The 22108-nt window shown below is 51.2% G+C and carries 18 protein-coding genes and 1 other RNA gene; 17 read left to right on the top strand and 2 right to left on the bottom strand.

Translation table 11 applies throughout. The annotated features are described in order from the left end of the window. Nucleotides 1-63: 63 nt before the first annotated feature. Nucleotides 64-1386 carry a chromosomal replication initiator protein DnaA gene (gene dnaA, locus X474_RS06955; RefSeq protein WP_052514957.1) on the bottom strand — a complete coding sequence of 441 codons (1323 nt, stop codon included), beginning with the start codon at nucleotides 1384-1386 and terminating at the stop codon, nucleotides 64-66. A 276-nt stretch (nucleotides 1387-1662) separates the two neighbouring features. Here dnaA and X474_RS06950 point away from each other — a divergent pair, with 276 nt between their 5' ends. The 7 genes from X474_RS06950 to X474_RS06925 all read left to right on the top strand — a co-directional run bounded on the left by X474_RS06950 (nucleotide 1663) and on the right by X474_RS06925 (nucleotide 11503). Next, nucleotides 1663-2415 (top strand): ATP-binding protein, encoded by a 753-nt coding sequence (locus tag X474_RS06950; protein WP_044347741.1) that lies wholly within the window; start codon nucleotides 1663-1665, stop codon nucleotides 2413-2415. 275 nt (nucleotides 2416-2690) lie between these two features. Then, on the top strand, nucleotides 2691-4259 hold the full coding sequence (locus X474_RS06945) for an acetyl-CoA decarbonylase/synthase complex subunit delta (protein WP_044347740.1): 1569 nt from the start codon (nucleotides 2691-2693) through the stop codon (nucleotides 4257-4259). A 209-nt stretch (nucleotides 4260-4468) separates the two neighbouring features. Next, nucleotides 4469-4618, top strand: a complete 150-nt coding sequence (locus tag X474_RS26040; protein WP_156360659.1) for a hypothetical protein — start codon at nucleotides 4469-4471, stop codon at nucleotides 4616-4618. 84 nt (nucleotides 4619-4702) lie between these two features. Beyond that, nucleotides 4703-6748 (top strand): anaerobic carbon-monoxide dehydrogenase catalytic subunit, encoded by a 2046-nt coding sequence (cooS, locus tag X474_RS06940; protein ID WP_044347739.1) that lies wholly within the window; start codon nucleotides 4703-4705, stop codon nucleotides 6746-6748. 39 nt (nucleotides 6749-6787) lie between these two features. Then, the gene (gene acsB / locus X474_RS06935; protein ID WP_044347738.1) at nucleotides 6788-9004 is read left to right on the top strand and encodes an acetyl-CoA decarbonylase/synthase complex subunit alpha/beta; all 2217 of its coding nucleotides are present in this window, start codon (nucleotides 6788-6790) and stop codon (nucleotides 9002-9004) included. 87 nt (nucleotides 9005-9091) lie between these two features. Further along, nucleotides 9092-10438 (top strand): acetyl-CoA decarbonylase/synthase complex subunit gamma, encoded by a 1347-nt coding sequence (gene acsC / locus X474_RS06930; protein ID WP_044347737.1) that lies wholly within the window; start codon nucleotides 9092-9094, stop codon nucleotides 10436-10438. 186 nt (nucleotides 10439-10624) lie between these two features. Further along, complete coding sequence (locus tag X474_RS06925; RefSeq protein WP_044347736.1) at nucleotides 10625-11503, top strand: dihydropteroate synthase; 879 nt, start codon at nucleotides 10625-10627, stop codon at nucleotides 11501-11503. 378 nt (nucleotides 11504-11881) lie between these two features. On the opposite strand, the gene X474_RS06915 is transcribed toward X474_RS06925, so the two are convergent. Then, nucleotides 11882-12244, bottom strand: a complete 363-nt coding sequence (locus X474_RS06915; protein ID WP_044347734.1) for a DUF134 domain-containing protein — start codon at nucleotides 12242-12244, stop codon at nucleotides 11882-11884. A gap of 195 nt (nucleotides 12245-12439) precedes the next feature. Here X474_RS06915 and X474_RS06910 point away from each other — a divergent pair, with 195 nt between their 5' ends. From X474_RS06910 to X474_RS06870, 10 genes are all read left to right on the top strand, one after another. After that, nucleotides 12440-13180: a complement resistance protein TraT gene (locus X474_RS06910; protein WP_044347732.1), complete on the top strand. Its 741-nt coding sequence runs from the start codon at nucleotides 12440-12442 to the stop codon at nucleotides 13178-13180. A 360-nt stretch (nucleotides 13181-13540) separates the two neighbouring features. Continuing rightward, nucleotides 13541-14323, top strand: a complete 783-nt coding sequence (locus tag X474_RS06905; protein ID WP_044347730.1) for a sugar phosphate nucleotidyltransferase — start codon at nucleotides 13541-13543, stop codon at nucleotides 14321-14323. Next, on the top strand, nucleotides 14311-16143 hold the full coding sequence (gene glmS / locus X474_RS06900) for a glutamine--fructose-6-phosphate transaminase (isomerizing) (RefSeq protein WP_044347729.1): 1833 nt from the start codon (nucleotides 14311-14313) through the stop codon (nucleotides 16141-16143). Before X474_RS06905 ends, glmS begins: the two co-directional genes overlap by 13 nt. Nucleotides 16144-16219: 76 nt before the next feature. Further along, on the top strand, nucleotides 16220-16441 hold the full coding sequence (gene zapB / locus X474_RS06895) for a cell division protein ZapB (protein WP_044347728.1): 222 nt from the start codon (nucleotides 16220-16222) through the stop codon (nucleotides 16439-16441). A 10-nt stretch (nucleotides 16442-16451) separates the two neighbouring features. Then, nucleotides 16452-16730, top strand: coding sequence for a cell division protein ZapA (locus X474_RS06890; protein WP_044347727.1), 279 nt, complete (start codon nucleotides 16452-16454; stop codon nucleotides 16728-16730). 1 nt (nucleotide 16731) lies between these two features. Next, a non-coding RNA gene (ssrS, locus tag X474_RS25520) (6S RNA) lies at nucleotides 16732-16919 on the top strand. A 333-nt stretch (nucleotides 16920-17252) separates the two neighbouring features. Then, entirely contained in the window at nucleotides 17253-18815 is a 1563-nt protein-coding gene (rny, locus tag X474_RS06885) for a ribonuclease Y (protein ID WP_044347726.1), read from the top strand. A 68-nt stretch (nucleotides 18816-18883) separates the two neighbouring features. Then, nucleotides 18884-19732, top strand: coding sequence for a TIGR00282 family metallophosphoesterase (locus tag X474_RS06880; protein ID WP_197282010.1), 849 nt, complete (start codon nucleotides 18884-18886; stop codon nucleotides 19730-19732). A 185-nt stretch (nucleotides 19733-19917) separates the two neighbouring features. Beyond that, a complete protein-coding gene (tyrS, locus tag X474_RS06875; RefSeq protein WP_044347725.1) occupies nucleotides 19918-21150 on the top strand; it encodes a tyrosine--tRNA ligase in 1233 nt (410 codons plus the stop codon). A gap of 18 nt (nucleotides 21151-21168) precedes the next feature. Continuing rightward, nucleotides 21169-21819 carry a class I SAM-dependent methyltransferase gene (locus tag X474_RS06870; RefSeq protein ID WP_044347724.1) on the top strand — a complete coding sequence of 217 codons (651 nt, stop codon included), beginning with the start codon at nucleotides 21169-21171 and terminating at the stop codon, nucleotides 21817-21819. The last annotated feature ends 289 nt before the right edge of the window (nucleotides 21820-22108 follow it).

The raw sequence follows: 22108 nt of genomic DNA, 5'->3' as shown, positions 1-22108 counted from the left end.
TGTCGGAACCTCAACAGGTTTTTAAGCATCTTGCTTAAACAGCCTGTTTTTTCCACCGACAGGTCAAAAAGAGTCTCTGCCGAGCAGAGCTTTTTCCACCAGCATAATTTTTTCATTTGTTTCAGAGTCGTTTGCAATTAAAATTTCTATTTTTTTCACACCTTTAACAACTGTAGAATGATCTTTGCCACCCATGATGCGGCCAATTTCGGGGAAGGAGGCTCCGGTCAGTTTTCGAATAAGATACATAGCGATCTGTCTGGGTAAGGTTATGTCCCTGGTTTTCTTTTTACTTTTCAAGTCCGCCACTTTCACTGCAAAATGAGATGAAACAACTCGCAAAACATCTTCAGGTGCTATTGGGTTTTGATCTACAAGAGGCTTTATTACCGTTCTTACCAGCTCCAGAGTGGGCTCCAGGTTTTTTAACCGGCTAACAGCTTGTATTCTGGTTAAATAACCTTCTAAAACCCTGATGCTGCTTTCCGGTTGTTTGGCCAGATAAAGAGCCGCACTCTTGCTAAGGGGCAAGCCCATTTGTTTGGATTTTTCCTGGACAATTGAGACTCTGGTTTCTTCCTCCGGTAGTTGCAGGTCTGCCAACAGACCCCATTCGAACCTGGTGCGGAGTCTTTTTTCCAAGGAAGGAATGTCCTTTGGTTTTTTGTCACTGGTGACTATTATCTGTTTTCCGTTGTCGTACAGCGCATTGAAAGTATGGAAAAGTTCTTCTTGGGTGCGATCGTTTCCCGCCAGCAATTGGATATCATCAAGCAAAAGACAATCGAGTTTACGGTATTTATTACGAAACCTGTTCAGAGTATCCCCAACGATGGCTTGGTTCAGCTCATTTGTAAATGATTCAATTGTGTTATAGCAAGTCTTAACAAGTGGTTTGTGCTGTTTCAAAAAGTGTCCCACCGCAGTAAGCAGGTGTGTTTTCCCCAGACCGGAGTCACCAAAAATAAATAATGGATTATATAGAATTCCTGGATTATTAGCCGCTGCGTGACAAGCTGCATAGGCAAGTTCATTACTGGGTCCTACTATGAATGAGGAAAAAATATATCTATCGTTAAATGGTTTAAATATGAATTCTGAATAATGTTGATTCTGGAGGTGGGCATGGTTCGAAAAATTCCCGTTTAAATCGATTTTAAATTCAATATCCATCTTTTTATTATATATATGCTCGCATGCCTTAGTAATTACACCCTTGTAATGATCGTTTATCCGTTGACAGAAAAAACGGTTGGGAGCGGTGATAATTAGCTTATTATCCATGACCTGGCCGGATAACGGTCTGAGCCAAATATCATATTCTTTTTCCGGTATAGCTTCTGATAATATTATTTCTATTTGGTTCCATGTGTTTTCTTTGATCAATTTTTCCTCGATTTAACAATAAAAACCTTGTAATAAAATTCACTAGGGGTATATACAGCAGCAAAATGCTTTGAGAAAAAAGTAACAAGTAATGGTTGATTATCAGCTATACTTACATATTACGACGTTTTTCGGCTGAGAAGGTGGTTTCCCAATGGTTTGTCCAAACTTCATATTAGTTAGTACTCATGGCACATTGCAAGCCTCTTGACATGCCGTTTTGGTTAACATACCCTATTTGTCCTGCGAAAATAGAATTTAATCCAGGAGGATTACATGTCCTTTACCATTGCAGTCGCTGGCAAAGGCGGGGTTGGAAAAACCACTCTGGCTGGCTTGTTGGTCCGTTATCTGGTGGAGAAAGGCGAGACTCCTGTACTCGCCGTAGACGCCGATTCCAATACTAATTTAAACGAAGTTCTGGGACTGGAATTGCCCTTGACCCTTGGTGACGCCAGGGAGGAGATGAAAAAAGGGCAAAGCATGGGTATGACCAAAGACCTTTTCATTGAAATGCGGGTTAACCAGTGCCTGGTCGAAGAAAAGGGATTTGATCTGATAGCCATGGGGCGTCCTGAAGGGTCCGGTTGTTATTGCGCAGCCAATAACCTGCTCACGGCCTCTTTGGATGCTCTTTCAGATAATTATAAATATATCGTTGTCGACAATGAAGCCGGTATGGAGCATATCAGCAGGATTACGACTAAAAAAGTTGAAATGCTATTTGTCATAAGTGATCCCAGCAGAAGAAGTCTCACAGCGGCGGCAAGGATCAGGGATCTGGCTGTGGAAATGGGGGTGCTGACCGGACCATGCCACCTGGTTTTATCCATGGTCAGGAACGAACCCCCCCAGGCCCTTTTGGACGCCGTCAAGGAGATGGGTCTCGAATTGGCCGGTATATTGCCGGATGATGAGGATTTGGCTTCCCAGGATTTGGCCGGGGAACCAACTTCCCGGCTTCCCCTGGATAATCCTGTGGTTAAAAGGGCTTTTGAGGTGTTCGAAAAAACAGTTTCGTCCCAATAAGTCAGTAAAAACCACAACTAAACACGTTGTTTTTAGTGTCCTTTTTTTATTGACACTTGTGATTATCTATACTAGTTTCAACGATGCCCCGTATCATGAGTGATCTAAAGGGCATTATAATTTAAGAGATACTAAGATTTGTGGAAGAAATACGCACAACTAGTTCGATAGGGAAGACATCCGTACGTGGTTTATGGCGGATGTGTCGAACGGTTATGGCGGAGATTCGTAAACAGAGGTTTATAGGCCTCTTTATTTAGAGGGAGGGAGTTCTAGTGCCCTTTGAACTAACCAAGGTTTCCTACTCTGGAAGTATCATGGAGGTTCCCCTCGGCCAGGACGGAAATCAGGTAACCGTCGGCGGAGAAACATCATATCCATTCCATACCTTCGAGGGCGTAATGCCAAATCGCCCTCTGCTCGCCATGGAAGTCTGGGATATGGAGCCTGATGATTGGCCGAGCGCGTGCGCTGAGCAATTTTCCGATGTGTGGTCGGACTGTGGGGCCTGGGCCAAGAAGTGCGTGGAAGAATTCGGCGCACAGGCTATCGTGCTGCAGTTGAAATCCACCGACCCCAACGGCGAAGACGCTCCGCCCGAAAAAGCCAGCGAGGCAGTTGGTAAAGTTCTGGATGCGGTTAACGTTCCGGTTCTGGTCTGGGGATCTGCCAATGCCAACAAAGATGCTGAGGTGCTCAAAAAGATCGCTGAGGATTTTGAGGGCAAAAACATCATGCTGGGACCGGTGGACGAAGACAACCACAAGGCCGTGGGCGCAGCCGCTCTTGGTTTTGGTCATTCCATCATAGCCAGTTCACCAATCGATGTTAACTTGGCAAAACAGCTGAACATCCTCCTGGGTAACCTGGGCGTTCCCATGGAACGCATCATAATCGACCCCACAACTGGTGGTTTGGGATACGGCCTTGAGTATTCCTACTCGGTTATGGAACGTATTCGCATGGCCGCTCTGGTCCAGGAAGACGATAAGCTGGTTTTGCCCTTGATCAACAACCTGGGCAACGAAATTTGGAAGTCCAAGGAAGCCAAGTTGGAAGGCGAGGATTCCGAGGGCTTTGGCGATAACTCAAAGCGCGGTTACCTCATGGAGGCCGCTGGTGCGGTTTCCTATCTTCTGGCCGGAAGTGACGTTTTGATAATGCGTCACCCCGAGGCATTGAAGCTGGTTAAGGGCTATTTGGACAAAATGTGGACTGCCAGGGCCGCCGCCGCTGAAAAGGCGGCTGTAGATAGGCCCAAAGTGGCAGCCTTGGCCGCTGGAGCAGCCAAGCCCGCAACAGCTCCGAAACCTGCCGCGGCTCCCGCTGCCAAGCCGGCTGCACCTCAGGCGCCCAAGGCCGAAGCAAAACCAGAAACCAAGGCTGAAGCCAAGCCCGAACCCAAGGTCGAGGCCAAGCCCGAACCTGAGGTAGACGCCAAGGCAAAAGCCGAAGCCGATGCCAAGGCAAAGGTCGCAGCTGAAGCCAAGGCTAAAGCCGACGCTGAGGCCAAAGCTAAAGCCGACGCTGAGGCCAAAGCTAAAGCCGAGGCCGAGGCTAAGGCAAAAGCCGAGGCTGAAGCCAAGGCTAAAGCCGAAGCCGAGAAAAAAGAGCGGGAAGAGCGCAAGGCCAAGGAAGCTGATGATTTGGCCACTCTGCGCAGGCAACGCCGAGAGGCTCACATGCAGCGGTTGCAGGAAGAGGCGCAGCACGCCTCTGACGAAGATGAAGATGTTGAATACGGCGAATACCGTGCTGAAGGATTTGCCGGTCCCGAAGCCGCCTTTGTGGAAAAATCTTTAACTCGTTGGAGATTACGGGGCGACGGTTATCTGCCCAAGTAATCGAGACAGGTAGCTGCGGCAGCTTAAACCTGTGATCAAAAGGCATTTGGTTTTTTGAGCACCAGTCCGCTGCGTCCGGCAAAGTAAGAGTTACTCCCAGGGATGCGAGCCGGGCACGAAAATGGTTGTGAATAACCGTGCCCAGTCTGTGAACCATATAGTGGTGGCCAAAAGTCGCCAGTGAATAAAACAAGGAGGAGGAACCTCTCATGGTGGAGCATGGCAAGGGTGCCAAGAAGAAAAAAAAGCAGCAGGAATTTGGTGAATACCGTTTACCCGGTACAGCAGGTCCGAATGCGGATTACATAATACGGACTTTGGATCGCTGGAAACTGAGGGGAAACGGAACGCTCAAATAATTGGGGCAAAGTTGTAGATGATGTATCCGGGATTTGGAACGCAGCTACGACAAATAAAGCTGGAACAGAGAGGAGGAACCTCTGATGGCAGCAGATGAGATAAAGGCGAAAGCCAAGACCGCCAAGAAGGCAGACCCCTACGCGGCTAGCGTAGATCCGGCAACTCAGCAGATGATTATCAAGGCCCACAACGATGAGGTGGAGACCATCTTCGATCGGGCCCTGACCCTGAAACCTTGTAATATTGGTGAACAGGGCACATGTTGCAAAAACTGTTCCCAGGGACCTTGCCGCTTACCTTTGCCCAAAAAGGGTATTGAGGGCAAGGACACCCGCATGGGACTTTGCGGCGCCACACCTGAAACAATCGCAGCCCGTAACTTCATCCGTATGGTTGCAGGCGGCGCTGCCGCTCACAGTGACCACGGTCGCGGCGTGGCCGAAACTTTCCTGGCGGCCGCCCGTAAGGAAACCGATGATTACACCATAAAAGACACTGAAAAACTCCTGGAAGTTGCTAAATACTGCAACGTTCCCACCTCTGTCATGGTGGAGGGCGAAGACGGCCAGAAAGTCCAGGAGGACAGAGATATATACGATATAGCCACAGATGTGGGCGAATTGGCCCTGGCCCAGTGGGGACAGCAGGAAGGCGAAGTTGTGCCGGTCCTGCAGGCTCCCGAGGCCAGAATTCAGCTGTGGCGCGATCTCGACGTCATGCCCAGGGGTATCGACCGCGAGATCGTCGAGATCATGCACCGCACCCACATGGGCGTTGACCAGGACTATAGAAACCTGATCAAGCAGGGTTCCCGCGCGGCTATCGCCGACGGCTGGGGCGGATCCATGCTGGCCACCGACCTGCAGGACATCCTGTTCGGCACCCCCTACCCCGTGCAGGGTGAGATCAACCTGGGCGTGATGAAGGAAGACCACGTAAACGTGATCGTTCACGGCCATGAGCCTCTTTTGTCCGAGATGATAGTGGTTGCCTCCCAGGATCCCGAGCTGCTCAAGCTGGCCGAGGAAAAAGGCGCCAAGGGTATTGTGCTGGCCGGCATGTGCTGCACAGCCAACGAGATTCTGATGCGTCACGGCCTTCCCATTGCCGGTAACTACCTGCAGCAGGAACTGGCCATCGTGACCGGTGCGGTCGACGCCATGGTGGTGGACGTACAGTGCATCATGGAGAGTGTGGCCAATGTGGCCATGTGCTACCACACCAAGCTCATCACCACCAACCCCCGGGCCATGATTGAATCCGGCGAGACGATTCATATTGAGTTTGATGAGCACTCCGCTCTTGAAGACGCCAAGAAAATCGTCCGCACAGCCATCGAAAATTTCCCCAATCGCCGGGCCCAGCCGATTATCCCCAATGAAAAAGAGCAGATGGTGGTCGGATTCTCTCAGGAAGCCGTCAAGTACCACCTGGGCGGAACCTTCCGCGGTTCTTACGTGCCCTTGAATGACAACATCATCAACGGCCGTATCCGGGGAATCGCCGGAGTGGTTGGCTGCAACAACGCCCGCACCACCCACGACGAGGGGCACCTCATCGTGGTCAAGGAACTCTTGAAAAACGACGTCATCGTCCTGACCACAGGTTGCAACGCCATGGCCTGCGGCAAGGCCGGACTGTTGACTCCCGAGGCTGCCAAGGTCTATTGCGGAGCTGGACTGGCCGAGGTCTGCGAGACAGTGGGTATACCGCCCGTCCTGCATATGGGATCCTGCGTGGATAACAGCCGAATTCTCTTGGCTGCCTCCGAGGTGGTCAAGGCCGGCGGCCTGGGCAAGGACATCAGCGATCTTCCCGTGGCCGGCAGCGCGCCCGAGTGGATGAGTGAGAAGGCCATCAGCATCGGCCACTACTTCGTGGTCAGCGGTGTTTACACCGTCTTTGGTGTGGGCCTGCCCGTTACCGGAGCCCCCAGGTTCCAGAAATACCTCTTTGAGGAACTGGAAGATATCTACGGCGGTATGTGGGATCTGGAAGTGGATCCTTATGAGCATGCTCGCAAGATGATCCAGCATATCGACAAGAAACGTAAAGCTCTTGGCCTGGATAAGGGCAAAGAGCGCGTTTTGGTCGACATGGCCGCCCGCCGTGAGTTGGACGCCGCTTAGAAATGTACAACTTCCTCTAAGAAAGGGGGATAATTAATCATGTCCAAAATGGTAGCATTCGCCGCTATCCAAGGGGCGTACAACATCGTCTCCAAAGCGGAAGGTATATACAACCGTGCTGTCGAACAGTATGGGCCTGAGCAGAAACTTGAGTTCCCCAACACCGCTTATTTTCTGCCGATCATCTATTCCCTTTTGGGAATACCGGTCAAGGACCTGGCCTCAGCCAAAAGGCCCCTTGAGATCGCGCGTAAACTTTTGCCCCCGCACGTAAAGAACTTCAACCATCTTCCCTACCTGGGACCCCTGCTCGACGCCGGTATGTCGGCTTTGTTTGCAGAGGAAATCGTGGAAGCCATCCGCTACGTGGATGACCCGGATTTCTACCTGCCCAGTGAAAATGTGGACATCGATAAAGGCAAAATCTGGCTCGGCGCAGCCGACGATACGGTAATGCGTAAACGCGGTGTGGAGTTCGTGGACGGTTCGGCTCCCGGATTCGCCGCCATCGTGGGTGCAGCTCCCAACAAGGAGATCGCCAAAGAGATCGCCGAGGAATACCAGCGGCGCAGTCTTTACGTGTTCATGGCAGCCAACCAGTCCGGCACCACCTTCACCGAGCAGTTGATTGAAGCCGGTGTTCAGGTTGGTTGGGGCACCCGTCTGGTCCCCTTTGGTCCGGATATTTCAGCCGCGGTCTTTGCCCTTGGTTTCGCCAACCGCGCCGGTATGGCCTTTGGCGGTATTGAGCCCGGCAACTACAAGGCCATGCTGAAATACAACAAAGACCGTATCTTCGCCTTTGTCAACGCCTTGGGCGAAGTGAACGCCGAATGGGCCGCCAACGCGGCGGGCTGCGTCAACTGGGGCTTCCCCACCATCGCAGATACGGATATTCCCGAGATCCTGCCCACCGGTGTCTGCACCTACGAGCACGTGGTCGGTGATATACCTCTCGACGAAATCTGCCAGAAATCCGTGGAAGTCCGCGGCCTCAAGACCATTGTCACCAAGGTGGACATCCCCTTGAGCTACGGTGCCGCCTTTGAAGGCGAGCGTATCCGTAAAGACGATCTTTTTGTGGAGATGGGCGGCGGCAAGACCCAGTGCACCGAGCTGGTGGAAATGACCGAAATGGACGAGATCGAGGATAACAAGATCACGGTCGTCGGTCCCGAGATCGACGATTTGGGCGAAAAAGGCGGCCGCCTTCCCCTTGGCATTTTGGTCAAGGTGGCCGGGCGCAAGATGCAGCCCGACTTCGAGCCCATCCTCGAGCGCCAGATTCACCACCTGGTGAACTACGCCCAGGGCGTCATGCATATCGGCCAGCGCGACATCGCCTGGATCCGCACCGGCCGCCCGGCCGTGGACAAAGGCTTCAAGATCAAACATATCGGCCAGATTCTGCACGATATGTTCCACAAAGATTTCGGAAACATCCTGGACAAGGTCGAGGTTATTCTCTACACCAAGGAAGAGGATGTTAAGAAACATACTGAAAACGCAAGAGCCGTTTACAAGACTCGCGATGAACGTGTGGAGAGCATGACCGATGAGAGTGTGGAAATCTACTACTCCTGCACTCTTTGCCAGTCTTTTGCCCCCAGCCACGTTTGCGTGGTCAGCCCCGAGCGCACCGGACTTTGCGGTGCTTACAACTGGTTTGACTGCAAGGCCAGTTATGAGATAAACCCCACCGGCCCCAACCAGCCCATTGAAAAGGGCGAGGTCATCGACCCGGTCCTGGGCCAGTGGAAGGGCTGCAACGACTTTGTCTTTAAAGCCAGCCGTCAGAAGATCACCCACTATAACTTCTACAGCATAGTGAATGATCCCATGACAACCTGCGGCTGCTGCGAGTGCATCGCCGCCGTGTTGCCGGCTTGCAACGGTGTCATGACCGTGCATCGCGACTACACGGGCGAGACTCCCTGCGGTATGAAATTCACCACTCTGGCCGGTGTCATGGGCGGTGGACAGTCTTCCCCCGGTTTTGTGGGACACTCCAAATACAACGTTATTCAGCGTAAGTTCATCGCCGGCGACGGTGGCCTCTTGCGCATGGTGTGGATGCCCAAATCCTTGAAGGAAGAGTTGAGAGAGCAGCTCATCCGCAGAGGTGAGGAACTCGGCCATCCGGATCTGATCGACAAGATTTGTGATGAGACCATTGCCATTGACGAAGCCGGTGTTATGGAACACCTGGAAAAGGTGGGACACCCGGCTGTATCCATGGATCCCATTGTGGGTTAATTAATGACGGGGCCCCCCGGCCCGGGGGCCCCATAATTTGACTATTTACGCTTTGGCTTCCAGGGAAAAAAAGGGAAGGAAGATAACATGGCCCTAACAGGCATTCAAATTTTCAAGATGCTCCCTAAAACCAACTGCGGGGAGTGCGGGGTGCCAACCTGCCTGGCTTTTGCCATGAATTTGGCTGCCGGTAAGGCCGAGCTGGACAGCTGCCCCTACGTCTCGGACGAGTCACGGGAGAAACTTTCAGAAGCTAGCGCTCCTCCTATTCGCCCGGTGGCTTTCGGCTACGGCGATACGGCCGTCAAAACCGGTGGAGAAACGGTTTTGTTCAGGCACGAAAAAACATTTTTCAATCCTTGCCCATTTGCCGGCACCATCAAGGATACTGATGAGGATATAGCCGAAAAAGTAAAGACCTGGGAAAAATTCCAGTGGGAGCGTGTTGGAGTGAATTTAAGGCCTGAACTGGCCTTTGTTAAATGCGAATCCGGCGATGCCGCCAAGTTCGAAGCCGCAGCCAAGGCAGTGGTGGAAAACAGCAGTTTTTCACTTATCCTGGGTTGCGAGGACCCAGAGATCATGGCCCCTGTGGTCACGGCTGTGGCTGACACCAAGCCTTTGATCTATGCGGTGACAAACGCCAATGCAGATAAAATGGCCCCCATAGGCGCTGAGAACGGCTGTCCCCTAGTGGTTAAAGGCGTGGATATGGATGAGGTTATGGAATTGACCACCGAGCTCTCCGAAGCAGGCTACAAGGACTTGGTGATCGATACCGGAGCCAGGGATTTTGCCGGTGTGTTTGAAGACCAGGTCGCAGTGCGCAGGGCCGCCTTAATGGCCCAGAATCGTGCTTTGGGTTTCCCCACCATTGCCTTTGCCTCTGAGATGGGTGAAACCGTTGGTGAACAGGTGCTGGCTGGAGGCATGCTGGTAGCTAAATATGCCGGTATCGTTGTTATGGGAGATCTGACTGCCGAAAGCATATTCCCGCTTTTGCTTGAACGGTTGAATATATATACAGACCCGCAGCGGCCTATGACCGTTACCGAGGGTATTTACGAAATCGGCGGACCTGGCGTTGATTCACCGGTGGCGATTACCACAAACTTCTCACTCACCTACTTTATTGTCAGTGGTGAAATGGAAGGCTCCAGGGTGCCTTCCTGGCTCTTGATCAAGGATACAGAGGGACTCTCTGTTATGACCGCTTGGGCCGCCGGTAAGTTCAGTGGTGACGATGTGGGTATGTTTGTAAAGAAAATCGGCATTGAGGATAAGATAAATCACAAGGCCTTGATTATTCCCGGGTACGCCGCTGCCATTGCCGGTGACGTTGAAGAAGAGCTGCCTGGTTGGAATATCCAGATTGGCCCACGCGAAGCGGCGCATCTGGCCAAATTCCTTAAGGAATGGGCTCCGGACAAATAGGGCGAGCCAGTATAAGGTCAGCCTGATGTCTGAACGCAAGCGATTTGATAGTTAATTTATTCAGTCATTCGTGATACCTTGTTAGGGCAAATCGAAAGCATTTGGATTTTTTGAAAACTGTATTGTTTTCAAAGGGTATTGCGACTAAATAGGAACGCTAACATTCAGTATGGAAGAGGTTTACCCATGCAATGTATTGGTGAGAACCTGAACGTCATCAAGAAAGTCATCGGGCAGGCTTTTAAGGATCGTAACCCCGAACCCATCCAAAAAATGGCCTTGGAACAAAAAGAGGTCGGTGTGGATTTCATCGACATTAACCTGGGACCCGCACGTAAGGGCGGTCCGGAGTTGATGGAGTGGGTTGTCAAGACTGTACAGGAAGTAGTGGATGATATTCCCCTGGTCCTGGACACCAGCAATATTGAGGCCATTGAGGCCGGTCTGGCCGTGCATAAGGGTACTGCCCTGGTGAACTCGGTTATGGCCCGTCCTGAGCGTTACACCGTAATGCTCCCCATGGTGGCCAAATATAAAGCTGATATGGTTGCCCTTTTGTGGGGTCCCGATGGCCTTCCCAGGGATGAAAACGAGCGCGCCAGCCTGGCCGTGGAATTGGTTTACGCTGCCAATGAGGCGGGTATCCCCAATGAGCAGATTTATGTTGACCCGATTATCACTCCGGTCAATATCCAGCAGCCCCAGCTGATGGCTACTCTGGCCTTTACCGAGATGCTGCAGGATATAGCTCCGGGCGCCAAATCCACTAACGGACTCTCCAATATCTCAAACGGCACCCCCTGGCGCGAGCCCTTGAACCAGACTTATATGATTATGCTGGAAAGGGCCGGAATGTATAGCAGTATTGTGGATTATGAGGATTCGCTTCTGCTTGACATTGCCAAGGGTAAACGTGCAGATATCGTGGAAACGGTGCACAAGGTCCAGGATGGTGAGATTACTGATCCCGGTCAGGTCGAAGGCGAAGAGCTTCAGCTTTTTGTGCGGGCTGCCCGTGTCATCCTGGGTCACACTCTTTATTCCGACTCCTGGATGAAGATGTAAATTTGCCTGAGCTTAGGCTTTGCAAATAAAGACCGAATAAAAAGGCCGCCCCTCGGGTTATGCCGAAGGGCGGCCTTTTCTATGTTCAGAGGTTGCCTACCAACGGGGTGGTCCTCCCCACCTTCCGCCCATGCCTCTACCCATACCTCTGCCCCTGCCACGGCCGGGGCCTCTTCCTCCCCTGCCCCATCCACCGAAGCGATTGGGGTAATAGGCCGGTGGTGCGGCCTGGGTGGAATCGTTCTGAGGAACATCAGGATTAGTAACTGTCGGTCCGCATCTACCTAATCCCCAACCAGAGCGAGGACCCTGGCCATTGGGACCCGATCCGTCAAATCCAGGCATTTTGTGCCTCCTTTTGGGGAAGTCCATGATTTTTCAATATCCCCTTCTTTTGCGCCGGGCTCTTCCCCTGCCACGATGCATTGGTTCCGAGGGGGGTTGTTGGCCATCGTCTACCAGCTGATAAACGCCGCCTTCGATTTTGAGTTTAAAACCGCCCACAACACAAGTGGCCAGGGCTTTCCTGGCTGATGACAAAATTCTGCCAAAGGTTTGCCTGGAAACCCCCATGGATTCACTTGCCTCTGCTTGATCCATGCCGATTACTTCAACCAGCCTTAATGCCTCCCAACCTTCCAAAGGCAAAAGAACTTCTCCGTTAACCTTTCCCTTTAAGGGGCCAAACTCGGGATTTTCAGGAATCTTCTTTATATTTCGGGTATTGAGAGGGCGAACCATGAAGCCACCTTTTTAACGAGTTATGAGCCTGTGCTCATAATAGTGTATCTTCATATACAAAATGTCAAGAAAAAAGAGATAATGACTTAAGTGCTGTTGTTGCCGATGGTTTACATGTTTGCTATGTTACAAGATGAGTCCGCAAATCCATCAATTTCTGGCCTTCTGGGCAGATCCAAAGGAGAATCGAGAGCCATGAAAACAAAAATTTTTCGCATAGGGTTTGTGGTTGCGGTCTTGGCTGCCTTGGCCATGTTGGCCGGTTGTGCCGCCACCTATACCGGCCTTCGCTACAAGGATTTGCAGGTTCAAAACAAGATGTCGGCTTCGATATTTCTGGAGCCGGTGTCTCCTGCTCAAAGAACGGTTTTTGTTCAAGTCAGAAACACCAGTGACAAGCCTTTTCAATTACAAGGCGATGTTATAGCCGCACTGACCGCCCGGGGATATAAGGTTGTGGATGATCCCAATCAGGCCCATTACATGCTCCAGGCAAATGTACTGAGCGTGGGAGAGGCCGATAAATCAGCAGTGGAAAACGCCCAGACAGCCGGTTTTGGCGGTGTGCTTGGCGGTGCAGCCATTGGCGGCCTTTTGGGTGGCGACCGGGCAGTGGAAGGAGCTGTCATAGGTGGATTGGCCGGGGCCGCGGCTGAGACGATCAGCGGAGCCTTGGTGAAAGTTGTAACCTACATGGTTATCACTGATCTGCAGATATCCGAGCGCAGTAAAGGCGGGGTGAGTGAACAGTTCAACAGCAACCTCAAACAGGGAACAGGCGATACAACCATTTCCCAGAGAACCGCTTCTTCGGCTCAATGGAAAAAATATCAAACCCGTATAGTTTCCACGGCCAGACAAACCAACCTGACTTTCCAGGAGGCCTATCTGCCGCTCAGGCAAGGCATTGCCCAGGCAATCGGTGGAATGATGTAAATAACGCATATTTGATGTAAAATAGTGGCGCCAACCATCTGGTTGAGCGCCACTTAATCTTACTGACAAGGCCCTCCCGGACTTTGCCAGTTGTCTCTTGGCAAAAACGCGGTTTTACCAAGTGACTCGAATTGCTCGCCTTGGGAAAGGTTCGTAATTCGGCGGGCCGTTATTCGGGATCCCTGAAATGCAAGAGCATTTTGGGGGAGTGTTAATGGCCCGCGTTTGGGTGTTTGTCAACAATTTTATGTGGCCTAAACTCTTAGGTTGAGCGCTACTATATCCTATAATTTTAAACTCCTGGCTGTTATTTTACGACCTGGCCCGGGGGGACATTTCAAGGTCGAAAGCAGAGTTAAAATGCCAAAGAACCCAAGCACCGAAGAGCTTGCCGTAGTTATTTTGGCTGCCGGCAAGGGAACCAGGATGAAGTCTTCGTTACCCAAGGTGTTGCACACTCTGGGGAATAGACCACTGTTGACTTATCCTGTGGAGGCGGCTCAAAAGTTGGGCGCCGACCGTATAGTGGTTATTGTGGGTCATAAAGCCGAGTTGGTGAAAGAGGCATTCAAAGATGTGCCTAATCTGGGCTTTGCTTTGCAGGAACCGCAATTGGGAACAGGTCACGCCGTAATCTGCGCCCAGGACGATCTCATGGATCATAAAGGTGATGTGTTGATTTTGTGCGGGGATGTACCAGGAATAAGCCAAGTCACCTTGCTTAATCTCATAGAAAAACATAGATCCCAAAATTATGAACTAACTGTATTGGGCATGGAGCCTTCTGATCCGGCCCATTACGGACGATTGGTTACCGCTGAAAATGGTGAGCTGACCAGGATAGTGGAATACAGGGACGCGAACCCGGAGCAGCGCAAGATCAGGCAGGTCAATGCAGGAATCTATTTGGCCCGCACCCAAACCATGCTCAAGCACCTACCTCTTTTAAAAACCGAAAATGACCAGAATGAGTATTACCTGACAGACCTTGTGGAAATTATGCATAAAAGAGGTATGAAGGTAGGTTATTCCTTGTGTTCGGACCCCACGGAAGTGGCGGGGATCAATTCGGTTGAAGAACTAAAGGCCCTTGAGAAAAAGATGTTACCCCAGGATGAAGAGGTGCTTGAATGTGCGGGATAATTGGATATTTGGGATCAAAGCCTGCGGTGGATGTCATTATGGAGGGGTTGTCCCGCCTGGAATACAGGGGATATGACTCGGCCGGGCTCGCTGTGATCAAAGATAATTCTTTTGAGATAAGAAGAGCCGAAGGCAAACTGGTTAAGCTCGCAGAAAGGCTTAAACAAGATCCGGTTGAAGGCAGTGTGGGTATGGGACACACCAGATGGGCCACCCACGGAAAGCCAAGTGAAACCAATGCCCATCCCCATGTAGCCGGTGATGTCGCCCTTATCCACAACGGAATCATTGAAAATTATCTTGAGATCAAGGCTGATTTAAAAGAAGAGGGACATACTTTTTCTTCGGAGACTGATACGGAGATAGTCGCCCACCTGGTGGAGAATCTCTTACAAAAGGGCATGGATCTGCACCAGGCCGTGCGTAAATCCCTTCAAAGAATTAGGGGGTCATATGCCCTGGTTATAATGGACCGTAACCAGCCGGATCTGATAATTGGGGCGCGCAAGGAATCGCCTTTGGTGCTGGGTATGGGTGAAGAAGGAGAATTTTTTCTGGCCAGCGATGTGCCCGCCTTTTTGGCTCATACCAATCGGGTTGTATTTCTGGAAGATAACGACCTCATTGAACTGACGCCTGATCAAGTCAGGATTTTTGATAAAAATGACTTGGTTAAGGATTTCAAGGTGGAGACAATCAGTTGGTCTCCGGCCATGGCTGAAAAAGCCGGTTACACCCATTTCATGCAAAAAGAGATTTTTGAGCAGCCCAGGGCCATCATCGACACCCTGGCCGGCAGGATCAAGTCCGGTTCTCCGGAGGTTTTTTTGCCTGATATTGGGTTGGAAGATGAGGTTTTCAAGTCGTTTGACCGGGTGGTGATGCTGGCCTGCGGCACCAGCTACCACGCAGGCTTGATAGGTAAATTCCTTTTTGAAGGCCTGGCCAGAATACCGGTGGAAGTGGATTTGGGATCTGAATTCCGCTATCGCGACCCCCTGGTGGGACCCAAGGACCTGGTGGTGGCCATAAGCCAATCCGGTGAAACTGCCGATACCTTGGCCGCATTGAAAGAAGCAACTTCCAAGGGCGCCACCGCCCTGGCTATTTGCAATGTGGTGGGGTCTTCCCTTACCAGGGAAGCAAGTGGAACCTTATACACCCACGCCGGGTTGGAGATAGGAGTGGCCTCGACCAAGGCCTTTACCACCCAACTGGTTGCCCTTTACCTTCTGGCTCTTCATATGGGCAGGTTAAGGGGGAATGTCAGTGATGAAAAAGGCATTGAACTGGTTGATGATCTGATAAAACTTCCAGGTCTTTTGCAGGAGGTGCTGGATAAGGAAGAAGAGATTAAAAAGATCGCAGAGGACTATTGTCAGGCTGATGACTTTTTATATCTGGGACGGGGACTTTGTTATCCCATAGCCTTGGAAGGTGCGCTAAAACTTAAAGAAATAAGTTATATACATGCAGAGGGTTATCCGGCCGGCGAAATGAAGCATGGGCCCATCGCCTTGATAGACGAGAAGATGCCGGTGGTGGTTTTGGCTAACAATACCGATGTTTTCGAAAAGGTGCTATCCAACATGCAAGAGGTGAGCGCCAGGGGGGGCAAGTTGATCGCCCTTACGGAAGAAGACAATTCCGCCGCCCTGGCATTGGCTGACTCAGCGGTCATGATTCCCGCGGCGCCCCAGACTTTGGCCCCGGTTTTACTCACCATTCCGTTGCAGCTATTGGCCTATCATATCTCTGTTTTACGAGGAACTGACGTAGATCAACCAAGGAATCTGGCAAAAAGTGTTACAGTGGAGTAAATTAACCGTTCAAGCACAAAAAACTTGACCGTTAATAGTACCTTACCCTATTGTGACTCTATGATGAGGTAACCCCATGGAAGTCACTGCATTTGAGCGCCTGGAACAGAAAATAGAACATGTTCTGGGCAAGATGGAAGCACAAACCGAAGAGATAGCCGAACTTAAAAACAGGCTATCTGAAAAGGAAAACACCATAAGCGACCTGGAGCTTCAATTGGAAGAAATGAAACAACAGAAATCCGAGGTTCGGGGTCGTATAGAGATGCTGGTCCAAAAATTGGAAACCAGTTTGTAGGATTTAGGGGGTGGCCACAGTCAAGGTGGAAATCCTTGGAACCGAATATGTCCTGCGCTCCGACGCCGGAGAGGGACATGTTCACAGAGTCGCCGCTCATTTAAATGAGCGGTTGATCGAAGTGCAATCTTCGGCAGGCACTACCTCCAAGCTGGCCACCACCGTGCTGGCTGCCTTGAATATAACAAACGAACTGCTGCAGCTCAAAGACCAGCAGGAACAGCTACTCCGGGAGATCGAGGCCAAGACTGAGAGAATGCTGGACAAAATAGGACAGCAAGTTAGCTAGGCGACCCCTGCCCTGTGCGTGATAAGGCGAAGCGGTATTTTGAGCCAACACATCCGCAAAAGGGCCGAATGCCACTGATTTTAGGAGGTGGACCCCCAATTATTAGGGGACCCGAACCGGATTATGCCCGGCCCACCTGTTAATACAGGTTCAAAAAAGATCTCGCTAAACGGCAGAGGCGGGGGTGGCCTTATTAAGACTCTCAGAGGCGATTAGAGAGCAACAGTCTGTTAAAGTAGATGATTTTTGTGTATGTGTTCCGGTGACTGGCGGTTCATTTAAAAGGTTGGCGCATCCGATTTTTTAAATGTGTCCGATTTTTGGAAAACCTGGCCGGAAGCATGGACAGTAAAGACGGTAGCGGCGAAAAATGGATAAGATCCAAAAAGCCAAAGGGGTATGCGGAATGTGATAAAAACTTCTCCCCCCCCCTCCTACCGCTTTAATTGAATTTCACAATTAAAACAGACACTTGCATCTCCGGGCTTTGAACTCCTTGTTGCAGCATAACAAGGAGGTTTCATGTCATTTACCCTTGCCATTTTGGGTATCATCCTTGCTCTGGTGGCGGGCTTGGCGCTTGGTTACCTGATTCGCGTGAAACAGGGCAAGGCCAGGCTCCAGTCTGTAGAGCAACTGAGTCAGAAGATTATGGATGACGCCCGCCGCGAGGCCGAAACCCTCAAAAAAGAGGCCTTGCTTCAGGCAAAGGATCAGCTCTACCAGATGAAGGTGGAGTTTGAGGAACAAACCAAGGAAAGGCGTCAGGAACTCAACCAGTGGGAAAAAAGGCTTTCCCAAAAAGAAGAAAGCCAGGATAGACGGGCGCTTAAATTCGAGTCCCGGGAACAGGAGTTCCTTAAGAGGGAAAACAAGCTGGCCGAGGCCGAGAAGGTTGTCAGCAAGTCCCAATCCAAGTACCAGGAGTTGGTAAACAAACAAAAGCAGGTGTTGGAAGAAGTAGCCGGCCTGACCCAGCAGCAGGCCAAGGCTCAGTTGATCAGCGCCATAGAGCAGGAAGCGCGTCATGAGGCCGCCAAGAGCCTGCGTCTAATTGAAAGCGAGGTCAGGGAAAGCGCCGATAAAAAGGCCCAGGAAATTCTGGCCTCCGCCTGTCAGCGCTATGCCGGTGATTATGTAACCGAAAAGACGGTCAGTGTAGTTCCTCTGCCCTCTGATGAAATGAAAGGCCGGATCATTGGACGTGAAGGCCGCAACATCAGGGCCATAGAGGCGGCCACCGGCATAGATCTGATTATCGACGATACTCCAGAGGCCGTCATCCTTTCCGGATTCAATCCCATGCGCAGGGAAATAGCCCGTATTGCCCTGGAGCGGCTTATCAGTGACGGCCGTATACATCCGGCCCGCATTGAAGAAGTGGTTAAAAAGGCCCAGCAGGAGGTTGAGGCCAGTGTCAAGGAAGCCGGTGAACAGGCGACCTTTGATGTGGGTGTACACGGCATTCACCCGGAACTGGTCAAGATTATCGGTCGCCTTAAGTACCGTTCAAGCTATGCCCAGAATGTGTTGCAGCACTCCCTGGAAGTGGCCTTCCTTTGCGGGACCATGGCCAGTGAACTTGGAATCAACCCCAAACATGCCAAGAGGGCCGGTCTTTTGCATGATATCGGCAAGGCCCTTGATCATGAGATCGAAGGCCCCCATGCGGTGATCGGCGCCGATCTGGCCAAGAGATATGGCGAGAAGCCCCATATTATTCACGCGATCCAGGCTCACCATGAAGACGTTCCCCTAAACAGCGTCCTGGATGTTCTGGTTCAGGCGGCGGACGCCTTGAGCGGGGCCAGGCCAGGCGCCAGGCGGGAGATGCTGGAAAGTTATGTGAAGAGGTTGGAAGACCTCGAGCGCATAGCCGATTCCTTTGAAGGGGTCTCCAAATCCTTTGCCATCCAGGCCGGACGCGAACTGAGGATCGTTTTGGAAGCAGCCAAGACCAGCGATGACAAAGCCTTGATGCTGGCCAAGGATGTGGCCCGCAAGATCGAAGATGAGATGGTGTATCCCGGTCAGATAAAGGTGACGGTGATCAGGGAGACACGGGCTGTGGATTATGCCAAATAAATAACCAGGTAGGCGTACCTGTAAAGGGGGCCTTAAGGCCCCCTTATTTTTTTGTCTACGGATTTTTTATGTTTCAGGATCTTATAAAAAAACTCTCTATCAACAATCATGGCAAGCCGGATCCCAACCAGATCAGGCTGTTTATGCTGGGTGATGTCTATGCCAAGCCCGGGCGCAGGTGCCTCGCGGAACTACTGCCCGGATTGAGAAAATCCAAGTCCCTTGACCTGGTGGTGGCCAATTCCGAAAACGCTGCCGGCGGACTTGGGCTTAGCGCCAAACTGGCCGAAGATATTTTGGGATATGGAGTGGATGTAATAACCACCGGCAACCATGTCTGGAAAAAAAAGGATCTGGTAGGTGTGCTCAAGACCGAGCCCAGGGTGATAAGGCCTCTTAACTATCCCTCCCCTGCCCCGGGTTGTGGTTATGCCATTCGGACTTTGCCCTGCCGGAGCCGGATTGCGGTGGTTAACCTGGAGGGTCGGGTCTATGGCGGTGATCTTGACTGCCCCTTTAAAGCCATGGACAGACTGCTTGACGGGCCGTTGGCTGGTATAAAGACCATATTGGTGGACTTTCATGCCGAAGCCACCAGTGAGAAAAAGGCCATGGCCTATCATCTCAAGGGACGGGTCAGCGCCTTGGTCGGCACCCACACCCATGTGCAGACCGCCGACCAGAGAATATTGGATGAACACACGGCCTATATGACTGATCTGGGCATGACCGGACCCCATGATTCGGTGATCGGCATGGATCCGGAGACAGCGCTTTACCGGTTTAAAACCGCAAGGCCCAACAACATGAAGGCCGCAACCAAGGACCCCCGACTGCAGGGGGCCTTTATAACAATAGACAAGAAGTCGGGTAAGGCCCTTAAAATAGAGCGCCTTGACTTGGCTTTGCGAGGATGAACTTCCAGCAAGGAGGATGGGTTATGGATACATTATTATTCTTTCCACAAAACGGGGCTGCTCACCTCCATCGATATTGTTATTAATACATGGATAAGCCGGCAAGGGTGTTTTCACTTGAGCCGAATATGAAATTAAGACAATATGCAATTAACAGATAGATTTCAGTTAAGGGGTTTATAAAAGTGAGCATGTTCGAAATATACAAGGAACGCGGCTATGTTGAGCAGTGCACCAACGAAGCGGAGTTGAGCCGTCTTTTTGAAGAAGAACAGGTGATTGGATACATCGGGTTCGACCCCACCGCCACCAGCCTGCATGTTGGCAGTCTTTTGCCGATCATGAGCCTGATGCGTCTGCAAAGAAACGGACACAGGCCCATTTGCCTTGTGGGCGGGGGCACCGGTATGATCGGCGACCCCTCGGGCAAGACCGAGATGCGCAAGATCCTGACTTATGAAACTCTGGAAGAAAACGTACTGGCCATTAAGAACCAGCTCTCCAGATTCCTGGATTTTGGTGAAGGCCAGGCGATTATGCTTAATAACGCCGAATGGTTGACTAAACTCAACTACATTGAGTTCTTGCGCGATGTTGGCAGGCATTTTTCCGTCAACCGCATGTTGGCCGCCGAAAGTGTGAAACTTCGCCTGGAACAGGAGCAGGGCCTTTCTTTTATAGAGTTCAACTACCAGCTTTTGCAGGCTTTTGACTTTATGCACATGTGTAAGGAGATTGGCTGCCGCCTGCAGATGGGCGGTAACGATCAATGGGGCAATATTGTGGCCGGTGTGGATTTGTGCCGCAGAATGTTCGGCACCCAGGTCTATGGTTTGACCTTCCCTTTGGTAACCCTTTCCACCGGAGCCAAGATGGGCAAGACCGCAGCCGGTGCGGTTTGGCTGGATGCGGATAGAACCTCTCCCTATGACTTTTACCAGTACTGGGTGAACACCACCGATGAAGACGTGGTGCGCATGTTGAAGCTCTTTACCTTCCTGCCCATGGAACAGGTAGATGAACTGGCTAAACTGGAGGGAGCGGACACCAGGGAGGCCAAGCAGGTGCTGGCTTTTGAGGTGACCAAGATCGTTCATGGTGAAGATGAGGCTAAAAAGGCGCGTCAGGCGGCCGAGGCAGCCTTCTCCGGAGGCGGAGGAGTGAAGGGCATCCCCACCAGCACCTTTTCCAAAGAGGAGCTTAGAAAGGGTGTGCCCGCTTTCCAGATGTTCGTGAAGACCGGATTGTGCAAGTCCAGCAGCGACGCCAGGAGACTGGTCAAACAAGGTGGCGCTTATGTGGGAGAAGAAAGGCTCACCGCCTTTGATCAGCTGATCGGACTGGATATGGCCGGAGATGACGGCTCCATACGCCTCAGGGCAGGTAAAAAGAAACATCACCGGGTAGTGCCGGAGTAAACCATAGTAAGAGGTTAAATGAGTACAGACAGCCTGTGGTTCGATCGTTATCAGCGATTTGCCAAAGCAGCGGAGCTGATCCGCTCTCTGGCAGCGGGACGCAGGCTGTCTGTGCTTGATGTCGGTTCCTTTGACAACGCCTTTGCCGCTTTTTTACCTGAACACCAGGTTACCGCCAACACCGAAAAAATATCCCTGAAACACGGAGGACTCAGCCAGCCGGACAACTCGGTGGATATCACCGTTGCCCTGGATGTGCTGGAACATGTGGCTCATCATGATCGCTTCTTCTTTATAGAGGAATTACAGCGGGTCGCCAAAATGGGGCTGGTGTTGGGCTTTCCCATTGCCCAGGCAGCATATGCAGAGGAGTATGTCCTGGGACTGACCGGTAGTGTATGGCTTCGAGAGCATAAGAAACACGGATTGCCTGATCCGGCTGAAGTGGAGGGTATGCTCAGTAAATTGCAGTTGGAATTTGAAAGGCATCCCAATGCCGCCCTGCCCTCCTGGACAGCCATGATGCTTTTGATGCATGGGGTTGAGGACTTGACCCTTAAAAAAGAACTCAGCAGCTTCTTTAATCGGCATTTCTATGCCCTGGAAAACAGGGAGCCTGCCTACAGATACATTTATTTATGCAGATCCCTAAAAAAAACGAAACCCTGAATTTGGCAAGAAATCATAATGAGCGCGTTGTGAAGGGTTTGCCAAGGGATGGGGCAATTCTTTTTTGATGATTAAAATAAAAAGCCTAAACAGGTAACGAACGGTTATAATTAGAATTATGAAGGTGGATAAGCGCGTGTGGCGGTAGTGTGAAAAAAAAATGGCTTTTTATGCTTGACGGTTAGACTGGTTCTGATATTATCCCCCTCGTTGCTGACGCGACGCACTGACCAAACGGACGGTGCAGGAAAAACTTGGCAGGTTTCGCCAGCAATGATCTCTCAAATAA

Origin of the sequence: Dethiosulfatarculus sandiegensis (assembly GCF_000931935.2) — a bacterium.
In the GTDB taxonomy this organism is placed as follows: domain Bacteria; phylum Desulfobacterota; class Desulfarculia; order Desulfarculales; family Desulfarculaceae; genus Dethiosulfatarculus; species Dethiosulfatarculus sandiegensis.
Note: the sequence above shows the minus strand (reverse complement) of the source record. Positions and strands in the feature narration are given on the sequence as shown.